Below are 16,477 nucleotides of genomic sequence, written 5' to 3' on the forward strand. Positions count from 1 at the left end.
GGCGCGCAGGCACCAACGCTGCAGCCATAAAGCTAGAACGACAACCGGGTACTCCGGACAACTACAGAGGAACACTCCAGTGCGACATACTCTTTTAGCGCTTTCTATCGCCGCAGTGCTGACCGGCTGCAACCCGGCTCCGGACACTAAAGACAGTACACCAACCGCACCGGTACAGACCGAAGCGGCAAAGCCAGCTGAAACAGCGGCGGTGCAACAATCCGAATCTGAACGAATTAACCAATGGTTTGAACAAAAATACGAAGAACAATTGCAGATGAGCCCGCTGCAGATGACATTCCAGGGCCGTAAAGACAAAAACGATCAGATTGACGATGTGACCGAAGCCGGCGAAGACAAAATGTTGGCCTGGTATGCCGGCACCGTGGAAGAACTGAAAGCGAACTTCGATTACAACAAGCTCGATACTGAAGCGAAAACTTCATACGATTTATGGATTTATCAATACGAAGAAGTCCGCGATGCGGCGCCGTACCGCGTCAATCAATATGTATTTAACCAGATGCAAGGCATCCATGCATTATTGCCACAAGTGATGATCAACTTCCATAAAGTGGAAGAAGTCAAAGACATGGAAGCTTATATCACCCGGATTGGCGGCATTGCCAAAGCCATCGCTGAGTTGCAGCAACGGGCGAAAAAATATGCCGATGCGGGCGTACGGCCACCGCGTTTTGCTTATGAAGGCGTGATTGAACAGGTCAATAATCTGGTCACCGGTGCGCCATTTACCGAATCAGATAAAGAATCACCGTTGTGGAGTGACGCCAAAGGCAAAATTGAAGCGCTGAAAAAAGCCGACAAGCTCGATGACGCCACTGCACAAAAGCTGACCGACGATGCGAAAAACGCCCTGACCAGCCAATTCCTGCCGGCGTATCAGAATCTGGCGACTTTCCTGACCAGCGAACTGGAAAAAACAGTCGTCAATCCGACCGGTGTATCGACCCAGCCAAATGGCGTTGCCTATTACAATCTGCGGCTGAAACAGTCGACCACCACAGATTTAACCGCTGACCAAATCCACCAGATTGGCCTGGACGAAGTAGCACGCCTGACCAAAGAGATGAATACCATCAAAGATCAGGTCGGTTTTAAAGGCTCTTTGCAGGATTTCTTTAAATTTATCAAAACCGACAAGCAGTTCTTTTATGAAGACACTGATGAAGGTCGTCAGGCTTATTTAAAAGATTCGGAAGCCTTTATCCGCGAAATTGAAGCTAAATTGCCGCAGTACTTCGGAATCCTGCCAAAAGCGCCTTTGATCATCAAACGGGTAGAGCCGTTCCGTGAACAACCAGGCGCGGCGCAGCATTATTTCCCAGGCACTGCCGATGGCAAACGGCCGGGCATTTATTACGCGCATTTGTCTGACATGAAAGCGATGCCAAAAAATGAAATGGAAGCTATTGCGTACCATGAAGGCAGCCCAGGCCACCATATGCAAATCTCGATTGCACAGGAATTGACTGGCGTGCCGAAATTCCGCACTCAGGCTGGTTTCACTGCGTATCAGGAAGGCTGGGCGCTTTATACCGAAACTCTGGCGAAAGAAATGGGCCAGTATAAGAACCCGTACAACGATTTTGGCCGTCTGATCACGGAGATGTGGCGTGCGGTACGTTTGGTTGTCGATACCGGCATGCACGCCAAAGGCTGGACTGAGCAGCAGGCAGTGGAATACTTCCTGGCGAACTCACCGGTGGCCGAAGGTGCGGTGAAATCTGAAGTGCGCCGTTATCTGGTATGGCCGGGTCAGGCGACGTCTTACAAAATCGGCATGCTGAAAATTCTCGAACTGCGCGCCAAAGCCAAAGCTGACTTAGGCGATAAGTTCGACATCCGTGGTTTCCATGACACAGTGCTTGGCGGCGGCGCGCTGCCACTGAAAGTGCTGGAACAACGGGTGCAGAACTGGGTTGACAGCGTCAAAGCCAAAGGCTGAGCCGGCGACATCAGGTTGAACCGCCGGCAGCAACAACAGGATGTTTTGCGGTCGGCTACGTGACTAGCAAGCTGAATAACGCGATATCCAGAGGGCCATCCTAAGTGGCCCTTTGTTATTTATGGCACTGGCCGCTTTATATATCTGGCTGTCTGGCCAATGTTGAATGCGTAATGCCGTTACTGAGAGGTCTGTTTTTTTGCACTAAAGCGCTGGATTGGGTGGGCAACTCTTCAAAATGTACGTTATAAAAAAATTTATTTTAATAACTTAGCGAAATAAGTTTGACAGGATCGCCAAACGCTATACAATGGCCTTGCTTTGTTAGTCTGTTCAATATTTATGCACCACAACGAATGTTACTGTTGTTTTAGTACCTCCTGTATCCATAAGTTTAAACATCTCTTTCAGCACCATCGCCTGACACCAGGCACACTAAATTTAATTAATACAGGTAATTACCATGTCTAATACAACTACCGGCACCGTAAAATGGTTCAACGAAACTAAAGGTTTTGGCTTCATCGAACAGGCTTCAGGTCCAGACGTTTTCGCTCACTTCAGCGAAATCGCCAGCACGGGTTTCAAAACTCTGCAAGAAGGCCAACGTGTACAGTTCACTGTGACACAAGGTCAAAAAGGCCCACAAGCTGAGAAAATCGTTGTTCTGTAATTTGAAATTACAGTGACCGGAGCCAACAGAGCGAATCTGCGGATCCGGTAACAACCGAAAAAAAGGCAACTGCACCGCAGCTGCCTTTTTTTATGCTTTGTGTTTTGTACAAACCTAAACCATGGCAGCTGCAGTTTTCACCTCTGTTTTCCCCGCGCTTTCGCCGCCACAATCAAGAACAACACCATCAGCCCATTGCGTCTGAATCAGCGCAGGCGCTATGGTATATCCGGTATGTAGTGCGTCAGGAGTTACAGTGGATTTAGTCTATGGGTTTTTGCTGGGCTGTGTTTTGTTGGCGGCGGGCACTGTTTATTGGTACTGGCTGAGCCGGCTCTTACCGGCGCGGCATTGTTATCCGCTGGCTTTGTCGGTACCACTACATCAGTTGTGTACGTTGTTACTGGTATTTGGTCTTGGTGTGACGCCGGAGCAGGGCTGGTTTAGTTTTAGTTTGTTTTGTGTGCTGTGTGCCGTGATCCTGGGTATGTTGCTGTTGCCATTGATGATATTTGTCCGTTACGTCGGTCGTTGTCGCCCGCTGCAGGATAAGATCTAGCTTTGGCTTTAACCATTTAACCGCGAAAAAACGCAGCTGGACCTGCTTTGCCATAATTCGCTTGTCACACCGGTCTTGCTCTTTTAGTGTTGATTTTATCAACTCAGGGAGTGTCATCGTGTTTTCAGCTAAATCTCGTTCGTCCGGTTTTTTCAAGGCTGCAGGTCTGAGCGTCGCAGCCGGTGTTTGTGGCAGTTTTAACCTGTTGGCAGCAACAGCGGTACCAACAGAGGCCGCGCCACTGGTACAGCCATCTTATTTTGAATCCGAAGATATTTTTGGTCTGGAATGGGCCAGTGATCCGCAGTTATCGCCGGATGGCCGTACTATTGTTTATGTGCGCAACAGCAATGACATTATGACAGACCGCGCCCGCACTTCGTTGTGGCAAATTGACGTGGCAAGCGGGCAGCATACGCCGCTGTATGCTGACAAATTTAATTACAGTCAGCCACGTTGGGCGCCGGATGGTAGCCGGCTGGCGTTTATTTCCGATCAAAGCGGCAAAGCGCAAATTCACCTGCATTGGCTCAAATCAGGCCAGAACACCCAGTTAAGCCGGTTAGATAAGAGTCCTTCCAACCTGACCTGGTCACCGGATGGCAAACAACTGGCCTTTACGATGAATCTGCCGGCCACACCGTCTAAGCTGACGACGTTGGTCAAAATGCCGAAAAAGCCCAAAGATGCTAACTGGTCAGATCCGGTGATTGTGATTGACCGGGCGCAGTATCAGGCTGACGGTCAGGGTTTCCTGAAATCAGAATACCGGCAACTGTTTTTACTCAGTAGCGACGGTGGCACCGCGCGCCAGCTGACCAGCGGCGATCGCAGTTATGGTGATGATCTGACCTTCAGTCCGGATGGAACCGCACTGGTGTTTTCCGCCAATCTGGCCACCGACTGGGAATATCAGCCGCGCGACAGCGATTTGTACCAACTTGATCTGCAAACCGGCGGTCTGAAACAGCTGACCTCAGTACCAGGGCAGGAAACCAGTCCGGTATTTTCACCGGACGGCAAAAAGCTGGCTTATCTGTGGGGCAGTAATGCCAAACTGCCGTTCGCTAACGGTAAACTGAAAGTGCTGGACGTCGCGTCCGGCAAAAGTCGCGACATTGGTGCGGCACTGGATTTAGATCTGACTGCGCCGGACTGGTGGAGCACTGACGAGCTGACGGTGCAATATGATGAAAAAGGCCTGCGCAAAGTAGCGCTGCTGGATTTAGGTGGTGAGCTTAACGTCCTGACTGATCAGCTGTCTGGTACCGGCTTACCACAGCCGTATTTAAGTGGTGAGTATCAGCAAAGTGCCGAAAAGCTGGTGTTTACCAAAGGGGACGCGTCGCGTCCGGCCGATGTTGCGTTGTGGCAGGACGGCAAAGTGCGCCAGCTGACTCAGCTCAATGAAGATCTGCTGGGACATAAAAAACTCGGTCAGGTGCATGAAATCAATTACAAATCATCCTTTGATGGCGAGCCGATGCAGGGCTGGTATATCACTCCACCGGATTTCGACCCGAAGAAAAAATACCCGATGATGCTGGAGATCCATGGCGGCCCGCATCTGGCCTATGGTCCGCATTTTAGTGCTGAGATGCAGCGTTTTGCCCGCGAAGGTTATGTGGTGTTTTACGATAATCACCGCGGCAGTACTGGTTATGGCGAACGTTTTGCATTGTTATTGCACAACAAATACAGCTCGCCGGAAGATTATGCCGACCATGATTCCGGCGTGAATGCGATGATTGCCAAAGGTTTTGTTGATGCCGACAACGTCTATATCGCCGGCGGTTCCGCCGGTGGCATCGCCACCGCCTATGCCATTGGTCTGACCGACCGCTATCGTGCGGCGGCGGTGATCAAACCTATTATTAACTGGGTCAGTAAAGTGCTGACCGGGGATAGTTATTTGTATCAGACCTATCATCAGTTCCCAGGCGTGCCATGGGACAATCTGCAACACTACTGGCAGCGGTCACCGATTGCCAATGCCGGTAAAATCAAAACTCCGACGCTGATTATGACCGGCGAAGCGGATCGTCGTACGCCGATCAGTGAGTCAGAACAATTGTATCAGGCGCTGAAACTGCAACATGTGCCAACAGCGCTGGTGCGGGTGCCGGGTGCGCCACATGGTATCGCTGGCCGCCCGAGCCGGATGATCGCCAAAATTGAACATACGCTGGCCTGGTTTGAGTTGCATAAAAAGCAATAAGGCCGAACGGCGGTTTGAACCCAACAGAAAGGCGCTTTGGCGCCTTTCTGCTTTGTGGCAAAAAATTGCGCCAGCTCATGGCTTTAGCGCAAGAATAGTGCTGAAATCAACCTAGAACACTTTGAACCACTGCAGGTTTTGATGCAAACCGAACTGATCTTGTTACAGAACTTCGCCTATGCGCTGGCGATTGGTGCATTGGTCGGCATTGAGCGGGAAAAACATAAAGTCAGTAACCTGAGCAGTTTTGGCGGCGTGCGGACTTTTATGTTATTGGCGCTGCTTGGCGCTGTCGGCGCCTGGCTCGGTTTGCAACTGCAGCAACCCTGGCCTGAGCTGGCAGTGCTCGCGGTGGTCTCCTTGCTGGTACTGGCAGCCTATAACCGCAAGCAACGGGAAGAGCCGCAAGCGCCGGGTCTGACCACCGAACTCAGCGCGATGCTGGTGTTTCTGCTCGGTGGCGCCGTGATGCACGGCCATGCCGGGATCGCCGTCGCGCTGGCGATTATCACCTCGGCCATCCTGGCTTTTAAACAACCTCTGCACGGCCTGGTCGATAAAATCGGCAATGACGATTTGTACGCCGGGCTGAAGCTGCTGATCGCGACTTTTATCGTGTTACCGTTGCTCCCCGATCATGCCCTCGATCCCTGGCAGGCGTTTAATCCTTATAAGATTTGGCTACTGGTTATCTTAATCTCGTTGTTGTCGCTGATCGGCTATATTGCCACCCGGTTATTAGGTCCGGCGCGGGGCACTGCGGTGGCCGGACTGGCCGGCGGTCTGGTGTCGTCGACGGCGGTTAGTCTGAGCTTTGCCAGACTCAGCAAACAACCGCAGGACGGTGACAATCAGGACGATGCGCTGGCGTGCGGTATCTTACTTGCCTGGTCCGTGATGTCATTGCGCGTGCTCCTGATGGTTGGAATCGTTTATCTGCCGCTGTTATCCCCGTTATGGCCTTCGGTTAGCGCGATGGCGCTGGTGACGTTAACGCTGGCCGCCTACTTTTATCGCCGTGCGCCTCAGCTGCAGGCGAATTCTGCAACCAGTGTCAGTAACCCTTTTAGTTTGTGGGCCGCCAGTCAGTTTGCTCTGATGTTTGCCGCGGTGTTGCTGGTCGTGAAACTGACCGAACACTATGCGCCGGCGGAAGGCTTATATCTGGTCGCCGCTATCGCCGGGACGACCGATGTGGATGCGATCACGTTATCGATGGCGCAATATGCCCAGCAGGCAGGCCGGGAACAACTGGCTGCAACGGCGTTGGTGATAGCAGTACTCAGCAATACGCTGGTGAAAACCGTATTAGTTTGTACTCTCGGCAGCACCGGCTTGCGCCAGCGGCTGCTAAGTGCCTGTGGGTTGGTTGTGCTGACTGCCGCTCTGCTGCTGGCAGCGCTTTAAGCTCTGTGATTTGCTATGATGCGCGCCGCTGAAAAAAGGAGTCATCATGTCCAGAGCAGCCCGGCCTTCCGAAATTACCTTACCACCCATCAATCAGGGCTGGGACAACCTGTTTCAATTCGTCTGTAGCCAATTTCCGCGTATCGCACCGGAGATCTGGGCGGCACGTTTTTGCGATGGCAAAATGCATTGGCACAGTGGTGAGCAGGTCACGATGGAGACGCCATTTCTGCCGAGCCGGCGCTTATGCTACTACCGTGAAGTGACGGCCGAACCTGTTGTCGCGGCTGCACATCAGATCCTGTATCAGGATGAACATATCCTGCTGGCTTGTAAGCCACATGGCTTGCCAGTGATACCTGGCGGAGAGTTTGTTAATGAATGTCTGCTGGAACGGCTGCGCCGCGATACCGGTCTGGACGACATTGCCCCGGTACACCGTTTAGATCGGGACACGGCAGGACTGGTGTTGTTTTCGCTGGATCCACAAAGCCGGCCGGCGTATTACCAGTTGTTTGCCAGCGGGCAAATCACAAAGAGTTACCAAGCCGTGGCGCAGTTGCCAGACAGTCTGCGTGATACTGTGTTGCCACAGCAATTTGAATTGCATAACCGTATCGAAAAAAGTCAGCCACGTTTTCTGATGCACATTATTCCCGGTGAACCGAATGCGCATTCGACGCTGCAACTGCTTGACCGTCGCGAGCAACTTGGGTTATTTCAGCTGACTCCGCATACCGGAAAAACGCACCAGTTGCGTCTGCATATGCAGGCCATTGGTTGTCCAATTTTATTTGACCCTTATTATCCGCAGTTACTGAGCAAAACGGTTGTACTGGCCGGCCCTCTGCAGCTGCTGGCGCAGCAGTTGCAGTTTATTGATCCGGTCTCTGGTCTGCCGCATGTGTTTTGTTCGCCCAGGCAGTTGAGTACCTGGCAACGAACTGCCGGTTAACAGGCTACATCTCGCGGCGCATTAGAACCAACGCCGGCAAGCGGCGGCGGCATCCTGTGGTGGATGCCGCTATTACACGCTTCGTATCAGAAAAAAACTCAATATTTATCCATTATTTAACAAAATTTACCTCTAAGAAGGCTTTACCGCAGTCTTGTAACTGCTTACATTGATTCAGTAATAGCTGATATTGGTGATTAATGATTTCTGCAATGCAATTTTCCGCTGGTTCGGCCTTGTTGGCGATCCTGCTGTTGTGGTCCGGTTGGGCACCCTTTGATCGGACGACCTGGCTGTTGGAAATTTTCCCGGTGTTGCTGGTGTGGCCGTTGCTGTGGCGCAGCCGGCAGTCTTATCCGCTGACCCCTTTGTTGTATAGCCTGATCCTGTGGCATGCCGCTGTATTAATCCTCGGCGGTGCTTACACTTATGCCCGGGTGCCGCTTGGCTTCTGGCTAATGGACTGGTTTGCGCTGGACCGTAACCCATACGACAAAATTGGCCATTTGATGCAAGGTTTTGTACCGGTTCTTGCCGCCCGGGAGATCCTGCTGCGTGGCTGTTATGTACAAGGCAAAAAGATGTTGCAGTTTTTGTTGCTCTGTATCGTGCTGGCGATCAGTGCCGGTTATGAACTCATTGAATGGGCCGCTGCAGTGATGTTAGGGCAGGGCGCCGATGAATTTCTTGGCACCCAGGGTTATGCCTGGGATACGCAAGCTGATATGGCCTTTGCATTACTCGGCGCAGTGCTGGCGTTGTTACTGCTCAGTCGCTGGCATGATCGGCAGCTTGCATCGTGTCATGTTTAGAGATATGTTAAAACAATGTTTTATTGAAGTTACTTCGCGAATGGGAGCCCGGATGCACTGCTGCTGGACACTGCTGACATTGTTGCTACTGAGCAGCTTGCCGCTGCAGGCTGAAAGCCTGGCGCCAATTGTCGAATTTCTGCCGGAGTGCAAGCAAGAAGAGGTGATCCCGCTGAAGACGACCTTACGGGTTCGCAACAGCAATCTGCTGCGGTTTTCGCAGTTACGCGATGTGCCTGAAGTCGCCCGTTATTTACAACAAATCCGTGAGAATGCCAGCGCGCGCCGTTTTGATGCCGTGTTATTACAACAGCTGAAACAGTCGGAATTTAAAGCGCCGGGCAGCAATTCTGAAGTGCACGTGCAGCTGGAGATGTTTCGCTTCTGTGATGGCAATGATGCGTTATCAGATACCAGCTCTGAAACTGGTGGGATCCGGCAGAATATGGGCACGCTGGAAATAAAAACGTCCGTCAATACTGTCGTAGCGTTTGCTCGCGCGGAGTCGGAATACAAAGTCGTCGTACCGCCCCATATGCATGTGTCCCTGACTGAAGGCGCGATGGGAGTAAAACCGAAAATGACGGCCGGACAAGTGCAGGCATTGTGGGGCACTCCTTCCGCCGATTTGATGTTGCAGGATGGTTCCAGGTTGCTTGGTTATGGCCGCCGGCTCTGGGTATTATTGGATCCACTGGTCAAAGTTGTGTTTACCGACAGCGAAATCCTCAGCGGCGTCGGCCGGAATTTACTGGAATTTCATCCGGAGTTTGACGAGAAACTCTGGTTGATTGATGGCAAAGTACCTTATAAACAAGATATGGTCCGGGCAGGTTTGCAGCTCGGTTCCTGGCAAAAAAAATCCGCGTTATTATGGCGGCGTCAGCTCGGGACCCAGCAGCTGAGTGTGAAGTTTGAACAGTTTAATCCTGAATCTGTTGATAAAAATACCGCACTGCTGACTGGTTTCCGCCTGAGTGCCCAGCCCGACCCGGTAGTGAAAAGCCCGTTACAACAAGCGGTGCTGACTGATGTGCTGACATTTGTTGAATCGGTGAATGTCCGTAATCTTCGTCAGCAACCGCTGGCCAGCCAACTGCTACCGAATTTACGCGTGCATCAGTTGGCGCAGCGCCGCAATCTAATCTGGTGGATGCCGACCACACAACTGCATGTGTTAATCAATAAAGACAACATCAGCCGGCTCAAAGTGACAACGCCGATTGTACGCAATCCGCGAGAACCCGACCAAATTCCGCAACTGTTAAAAGCGCTGCAAATTCCGGTCAGCAAAGCCGGACTCCGGCTGGCATTTCCGGACATGCAGGATTATGGTGACCGCTTTCAATTGTATCGCGACGATTTTGATATTGTCATTGAGTTTGCCTCTGACGAGGAGCAGGCACCGATCGAATTGCTGGAGATTATTTATCATTATGCGCACTGAACGGTCGGGCGTTGCAGTGCGCTGATGCAGCGGGCATACTGGCAGTTCTTCTGATTGCTGGTCTTTTCACAAGGTTTTTCTGTTGTCCTGGTTGTTGCCACGTCCTGATCGTCGTTCTGTCTGGTTGTTACTGGGCTTAAGCCTGTTGTGTTCTGTGCTGGAACTGGCACTTCTGCAGCATAAATATCAGCTATTCAGTGGCGGGGGCTTTTTACAGCCCCATAGCTTTACGCTGACTTCAGAACGTGTGCTTTATGTCTTTGCCGGCTGGCTGGCCGATCTCACTGCGTTAACCTGTGCATTTATGCTGTACAACCTGCTGTGCCGGTTTCAGACCAGCAGCCGCAGTCATTTGTGGTTCGCGCTGTTTGTGCTGCTCAGTTACAGCAGTTACAGCTGGGTCGGTACTGAGTTATATCAGTATTTTGGTGACAACCTGGACTGGCAGGTGTTGGCAAATCTTGGCGGTGGCAGTGTGCTTGCTGCGATCAGCATGGTGCTGACAGAGCTGAGCCAACATCTGTTACCGGTGATTTTTGCTCTGCTGCTGGGCATCGCTTTGTTGTATTGCATACACCTGGCATTTCGCCGCTACAGAACACCGGTTAGTGATGCAAAGCAATGGTGGGGTTATACCGCATTGTTGCTGTTGCTGCTGTTTCCGTTACAGCTGCAATGGGTGGCGACCGCACAGCCTTATCGTTTTGGTCTGGAAAAGAAGTTATCGCAGCAGGTGCTGGCACAGTTGCTGAACCGGCTGACCGATGTGGATTTTGATGGTTATGGTGCTCTTGGTAGCAAAGCCGATCCCCATCCGTTAAATGCCGGCCTGTATCCGGGCGCGATGGATGTGCCGGGCAATGGCATTGATGAAGACGGTATTGGCGGTGATCTGCCGTTGCCGCCGGCCCACTCAGCTGACGCATTGATGCAATTGCCGCTGCGGGCCGGCCAACATATTTTTTTAGTGGTGCTGGAGAGTGTGCGGGCCGATGCGTTGTTTGCGAATGTGGATGGGCAGGCGGTGATGCCACACCTGGCAGCGTTGGCGAGACAAGGCAGTTACAGTGAGCATGCCTACAGCCATACCGGCTTTACCACCAGTTCGCTCAAAGCGTTGTTTAACCGCAGCCTCAGTTATCATCCGCCACAACAGAATTTATTAGACGCGCTGCAGGCGCGCGGATATCAGATCAATGTGTTGTCGGCGCAGGCGGAACGCTTTGGCGACGTGCTGACCAGCGCGCGGTTAAAACGCAAAGGTCAGTATTATTTTGATGCTGATTCGGCGCTGTCAGACCGGCTGGACCCGTCATTGAATGCCGGTGCACTGCGTCTGAGTGAACAACGCTTATTGCGCCAGCTGCAGCAGCGGTTTGCTGAGGTCAACTGGCAACAGCCACAGTTTTTTTATCTGAATGTGCAGGCTGCGCATTATCCGTATCATCATCAGGAAATGTTACCGCTACTGACCAAGCGGGCGATCAATCGCCAACAAATGCAACCGGCAAATAAGGCGCTGTTGCAACTGAGTTATTACAACTCCGTGGCCAATGCGGACTGGTTGATTGGGCAGCTGCAGCAGTTGATGCAACAGCAGGGGATTGCCGGACAGAGCACGCAGTTTTATACCTCGGACCATGGCGAGTCCTTGTTCGACGACGGTTTTCTCGGGCACGGCCATCAGCTGAATGATACCCAAACCCGCGTGGTGCTGGTCAGCAATCGCCAGGTCAGTTATCCGAAGGTACTGGGTCATGCCGATCTGGCGCCACTCATCCTGGCTACGGCGCAAGACGTAACGCCACCAGCGACCGAGGACGCGGTATTGCAGGTGGTCGGGCTGGTGCGTTCGCCGCAACAAATCGCCAGAGTGGATGCCGATGGGCGGATGCTGTATGACTTTCGTCAGCAACATTTCCGTCGCAATGATCAAGCGCCATGGCAGGATTTTGATCAGCTATCTGCCGCAGATCAGCAGCGCGCCCAACAGCTGATTAACCAGTGGGGCTGGTTGCGTTATCAACAGTCTGAGCTGTATCAGCAACAAAGTGCCAGACCCTGACGCGGTGTACGTGCCAGAGGATCAGCGATTGAGCGGCGCGAAATTGGCTTCTGCCTGCGCCATGCGGATCTGCAACCGGCCGATTTCCTGATTGTAGCCTTCCATCTGATAGCGCAGCCGGTCGGCCTGATTTAACAGCGCCGCCCGGGCCGAAGCGTTTTGTTCGACGGCGATGCGCTGATTTATCGCATAAATATCTTCCCGCAGCGTCAGATTGCGGTTTTGCAGATCATTGATGGCCATGGCGATATCGTCGACCACTTTTTTCGCTTTATACCAGCGTTGCCCTTGCTGAAAACCACTGCGAAATGCCGGTTCCATCGGCCCGGTACAAGCGGTGTTGTAATCCTTGCCGGCACGCCCCCAGGCTTCGCCATGCGGAAAATCGCAGAAAAAAACCAAGCCCTGGCTATGGCCCTGCTGATAGGTTTTAAAATCTGGGGTGACGCCATGCTTGGCGCAGTCTTTTTGATATTCACGGAATTTACTGCTGAGCTCACCGGCTTTGCCATCGTTGACGCCAAGACTATACCAGTCGCCCAACAAACATTCGTTTTTGCTGATACTGGCACAGGCCAGCAGCTGACTGGTCAGCATGATGAGAATAATTTGACGTAACATATTGATCCTTATATGCCAGCACTGGCGAGAGAACGATGCCGGTCCCGCCGCATGCTAACGAGGGTGTCCGGCTTTGTAAAGGGTCAGCACAGACGTACCACCAGAGCGAGTCGCTTGCCGGCTGTCAATGGCCTCCACTATAGTAACTGAGGATGGTGAACCGGAGTTTTTGATGCGATTTTTATGTGCCCTGATCCTGCTGTGCAGTCCATTGCTCGCCGCCGCACCAGTCCAGACGCTCCGCATCCTCGGACTGCAATCCAATGCAGAAGCCAGCGTGGTGTATTACCGCGAATTATTGCAGCTGGTGCTCGACCGCACTGCCGCCGAATATGGCGCAGCAAGGCTGGAGCTGGTGCCACCGCCGCCGCTGGGTGATTACCGTTACTTGCTGATGAAACAGGATTTTATTGATGTACATCACTTCGGTACATCACCGGAGTTAGAGCGTGACCTGTTACCGGTACGTGTGCCTTTGCTTGGCGGGGGCCTTGGCTGGCGGGGATTTGTGATCCGTAAAGTAGACCGGCTGGCGTTTGCGCAAATCAGCGAGTTTACCGAGTTGAAGCGGCTGACGGCTTGTCAGGGTGAATTATGGCCTGACACGGACATCATGCGGGCCGCAGGTCTGCAGGTGATCACCGCGGAGCGGCATGATCAGATGCTGGAAATGCTGCGCCGCGAGCGTTGTGACTATTTCCCGCGCAGCATTTTTGAAGGCCCGGTCGAGCAAAAAGCCTTTCAGTTGCAATACCCGGATCTGGAATTCAGCAGCAGCGTGTTATTGCATTACCCTTTTGCCATGTACTTTTTTGTCAAAAAGGATAATTACACGCTGGCCAGCCGACTGGAAAAGGGTCTGGAACAATTGGCGCAAAGCGGTGAGTTATTGCGTTTTTTACAGCAGCATCAAATTGCCCGCCAGGTGTTTCCGCTTAGTCGTTTCGCCCAGTCGTTAGTGTTTCATTTGGACAATCCATTATTGCCGGCCAACACGCCGCTGCAACAGACCGCTTATTGGTTTAGCATGCCGGCGGTGCAGCGGGAGATCACCGTAGCGCCGCCGCGCTGAACCTGACGCCTTCTGATATACTGCGCGGCTTTAAGCGATTGCTGAGCGCGCAGAGCTGCTGTTCAGCCGCGGTCAATTTGCAGGATAATACCGATGACCCAAGCCGATACTTCTTTTGAGCTGTCTGAATTCATTCAGCAGTTTTCTGCAGCATTTGCACAAAACCAGCTGCTGCGTCTGGTGTTATCCCGTTATGAAGGGCCACAGGCGGAGCTGGAACGGCTGCAGATCCGGCCGATTTTATTAAAAACCGGCACCCAGCTCAGTGTGTTGTTTGAAAACAAAACTTTTGACCAGACGAAAAACCTGTCGCTGCAAGCGTTGCAACCGTTGCTGCGCGAATGGCTCGGCCCCCAATTTAAAGCGGCATTGCTGGAATGTAACGGCTTTGAGATCCAGCTGACGATGTCGAAAAAAGGCAAAGTGCTGCTGAATAAACGCAAAACGAATCTGCAGCAAGAGCTGCAACCACAGCAGCACAACCGCGAAAAACAACGTTGGATTGACCCGCAGGCGCCATTTTTACGCGAACTGGGTATCAATGGCAGTGATGGCCAAATCGCGCCGACCATGCAAAAAAAATGGAAGCAGATCAATAAGTTTATCGAGATTTTTGCCAGAGCGCTGAAAGAGAGTGGTCTGGTACAGCGGCCGGAACTGCAGGTAGCTGATTTTGGGTCTGGCAAAGCATATCTGACGTTTGCCATCGCACATTATCTGCAGCAGACTGGCATAAAGGGCGCTGTGATTGGTGTCGAATTACGCCAGAGTCTGGTGGATTTATGTAACACCACGGCGGCGCGGCTAAACCAAAGCGGCATCCGCTTTGAGCAGGGCGATGTGCAGCATTATCAAAGTACCGGCCTCGATGTAATGATTGCGCTGCATGCCTGTGATACGGCTACCGACCATGCTATCCATATGGGGATCCGCGCCGGCGCCGCGGTGATCATGTGTTCACCCTGTTGCCATAAGCAAGTCCGGCCGCAGATGCATAGTCCGGCCGTGTTATCACCGTTGTTGCAACATGGCATCCACCTCGGCCAGGAAGCGGAAATGCTGACAGACGGCATCCGGGCGCTGCTGCTGGAAGCGCATGGTTACGATACCCAGGTGTTTGAATTTATTGCGCTGGAACACACCAGCAAAAACAAAATGATCCTGGCGATTAAGCGCCAGACGCCACTGTCAGCGGCCAGCCAACAGGCGGTGTTGGCGCAGGTCAGCGCACTGAAGCAGTTTTATGGCGTCAGCGAGCATTGTCTGGAAAGTCTGTTAGGCGACCAGCTAAATCGTTGATTACAGCCAGGTTTGGCATAGATAGGGAAATAATATTGATGAGCGACTTGTTTACGCTGGATTTTAAAGTGCGGGATTATGAGTGTGATATGCAGGGCATCGTCAACAATGCCGTCTATTTTCACTATCTGGAGCACGCCCGTCACGAGTATTTGTTATCACGGGGTGTTGATTTTGCCGCCCTGGCCCGGGAAAAAATTAACCTGGTGGTGATCCGCTCTGAGATGGATTACAAAGCATCGCTGCAAAGCGGCGATCGTTTTATCGTCACAGTCGAATATCAGCCGGTGTCTAAAGTACGCTTTGGTTTTCGCCAGCAAGTGTTGCGCAGTAGTGACGGTAAACTAATGCTGGACGCATTAATCACCGGCACCGCGCTGAATGCCCGCGGGCGGCCTTTTGTACCGGACTTTATCAGCCAATGGGCTGCGGTCGCTGATTAGGTAGGTCCGTTGATGACGATATTCAGATTGCTCATATGGTTGTTGTTGGTAGGCGCCGTGTTGCCGGCCCGTGCTGAATCAGTGCGCATCTGCGTGCAGAATATCGATTATTACCCGCATTATGATTTCAGTGATCTGCCAGGTCGTGGTTATGCTGCTGATTTGTTTGCTCTTTTTACGGCTAAAACCGGAGTGAAAATCATCTTGTTGTCACTGCCGGTCAAGCGGTTACAGGATAATCCGGATTGCCAGTTGGTGTATCCGGACAATCCACAGTGGCACAGTGCCAAAGGTGAGCCGCAACCGCTGTATTTTAGTCAGTCATTCACCGGTATTATTGGCTCTACGGTGGTTCGGCGCGGGGAAGGGGACACAGAGTTATCTGCTATCCGGTCTATTGCTATTCCGCGCGGGTTTACCCCGGACCACCTGCTGGCCGTGCAGCAAAACTATAGCTTTAATCTGGTTGAAGTCAGCGATGCAACTGCAGCCTTACAAATGCTGTTGAAAAAACGCGTGGATGCGGCCGATGTCGAATGGCATGTCGCCAGGCATTTGCTCAACAAGCTTGGACAGCCTGATGCTGTGGAGATTGGCCGATGGCTGCCACTCGCCAGTGTCGGATTTCATTTATCCAGCCGCGATCATGGCGACCTGTTGCGACGCTTTGATCTGTTTCTCCTGCAATACCAAAGTGAAATAGCTCTGCTGAAAACCCGTTATCAACTGCAGACAGTCGAGCAGCTCAAAATCAACATTGCTGAACCGTCAGCTCCAGCTCATTAAAGTCAGAGATCAACAAAGTGGTCCGGGCTGTGGCCAAAGCCATGATTCAATGCAGTCAATTTTAAAAAGTTCAAATTTTTATCTGATTATTTTACGAACAGGCTTGACTGTTTTTTTTAGATGATCTAAAACGATTAAGTTGAAAGTATTTGAC

Annotated in this window: 14 protein-coding genes; 13 read left to right on the forward strand and 1 reads right to left on the reverse strand. The window is 52.1% G+C overall.

Translation table 11 applies throughout. The features are described 5' to 3' along the window. Positions 1-79 precede the first annotated feature (79 nt). The 9 genes from ATY27_RS11680 to ATY27_RS11720 all read left to right on the forward strand — a co-directional run bounded on the left by ATY27_RS11680 (position 80) and on the right by ATY27_RS11720 (position 12,102). A complete protein-coding gene (locus ATY27_RS11680) occupies positions 80-1,966 on the forward strand; it encodes a DUF885 domain-containing protein (RefSeq protein ID WP_208930819.1) in 1,887 nt (628 codons plus the stop codon). A 463-nt stretch (positions 1,967-2,429) separates the two neighbouring features. Next, on the forward strand, positions 2,430-2,639 hold the full coding sequence (locus tag ATY27_RS11685) for a cold-shock protein (protein ID WP_208930820.1): 210 nt from the start codon (positions 2,430-2,432) through the stop codon (positions 2,637-2,639). Positions 2,640-2,895: 256 nt separating this feature from the next. Beyond that, positions 2,896-3,198: a hypothetical protein gene (locus ATY27_RS11690; protein WP_208930821.1), complete on the forward strand. Its 303-nt coding sequence runs from the start codon at positions 2,896-2,898 to the stop codon at positions 3,196-3,198. A 118-nt stretch (positions 3,199-3,316) separates the two neighbouring features. After that, complete coding sequence (locus ATY27_RS11695; protein WP_244151283.1) at positions 3,317-5,416, forward strand: S9 family peptidase; 2,100 nt, start codon at positions 3,317-3,319, stop codon at positions 5,414-5,416. 141 nt (positions 5,417-5,557) lie between these two features. Then, the gene (locus ATY27_RS11700) at positions 5,558-6,823 is read left to right on the forward strand and encodes an MgtC/SapB family protein (RefSeq protein ID WP_208930822.1); all 1,266 of its coding nucleotides are present in this window, start codon (positions 5,558-5,560) and stop codon (positions 6,821-6,823) included. 46 nt (positions 6,824-6,869) lie between these two features. Then, complete coding sequence (locus ATY27_RS11705) at positions 6,870-7,778, forward strand: pseudouridine synthase (RefSeq protein WP_208930823.1); 909 nt, start codon at positions 6,870-6,872, stop codon at positions 7,776-7,778. Positions 7,779-7,990: 212 nt separating this feature from the next. Further along, entirely contained in the window at positions 7,991-8,590 is a 600-nt protein-coding gene (locus ATY27_RS11710; RefSeq protein ID WP_208930824.1) for a DUF2238 domain-containing protein, read from the forward strand. 4 nt (positions 8,591-8,594) lie between these two features. Further along, the gene (locus ATY27_RS11715; protein WP_208930825.1) at positions 8,595-10,037 is read left to right on the forward strand and encodes a hypothetical protein; all 1,443 of its coding nucleotides are present in this window, start codon (positions 8,595-8,597) and stop codon (positions 10,035-10,037) included. A gap of 82 nt (positions 10,038-10,119) precedes the next feature. Next, positions 10,120-12,102 carry a sulfatase-like hydrolase/transferase gene (locus ATY27_RS11720; protein WP_208930826.1) on the forward strand — a complete coding sequence of 661 codons (1,983 nt, stop codon included), beginning with the start codon at positions 10,120-10,122 and terminating at the stop codon, positions 12,100-12,102. Positions 12,103-12,123: 21 nt separating this feature from the next. On the opposite strand, the gene ATY27_RS11725 is transcribed toward ATY27_RS11720, so the two are convergent. Next, complete coding sequence (locus ATY27_RS11725; protein WP_208930827.1) at positions 12,124-12,723, reverse strand: DUF2799 domain-containing protein; 600 nt, start codon at positions 12,721-12,723, stop codon at positions 12,124-12,126. 172 nt (positions 12,724-12,895) lie between these two features. Here ATY27_RS11725 and ATY27_RS11730 point away from each other — a divergent pair, with 172 nt between their 5' ends. The 4 genes from ATY27_RS11730 to ATY27_RS11745 all read left to right on the forward strand — a co-directional run bounded on the left by ATY27_RS11730 (position 12,896) and on the right by ATY27_RS11745 (position 16,323). Beyond that, a complete protein-coding gene (locus ATY27_RS11730; RefSeq protein WP_208930828.1) occupies positions 12,896-13,795 on the forward strand; it encodes a hypothetical protein in 900 nt (299 codons plus the stop codon). 93 nt (positions 13,796-13,888) lie between these two features. Then, positions 13,889-15,094, forward strand: a complete 1,206-nt coding sequence (locus tag ATY27_RS11735; protein WP_208930829.1) for an SAM-dependent methyltransferase — start codon at positions 13,889-13,891, stop codon at positions 15,092-15,094. Between the two features lie 38 nt (positions 15,095-15,132). Next, positions 15,133-15,537, forward strand: a complete 405-nt coding sequence (locus ATY27_RS11740) for an acyl-CoA thioesterase (RefSeq protein WP_244151284.1) — start codon at positions 15,133-15,135, stop codon at positions 15,535-15,537. Positions 15,538-15,549: 12 nt separating this feature from the next. Then, positions 15,550-16,323: a hypothetical protein gene (locus ATY27_RS11745; protein ID WP_208930831.1), complete on the forward strand. Its 774-nt coding sequence runs from the start codon at positions 15,550-15,552 to the stop codon at positions 16,321-16,323. Positions 16,324-16,477: the final 154 nt, after the last annotated feature.

This window comes from Rheinheimera sp. F8 (genome assembly GCF_001518915.1).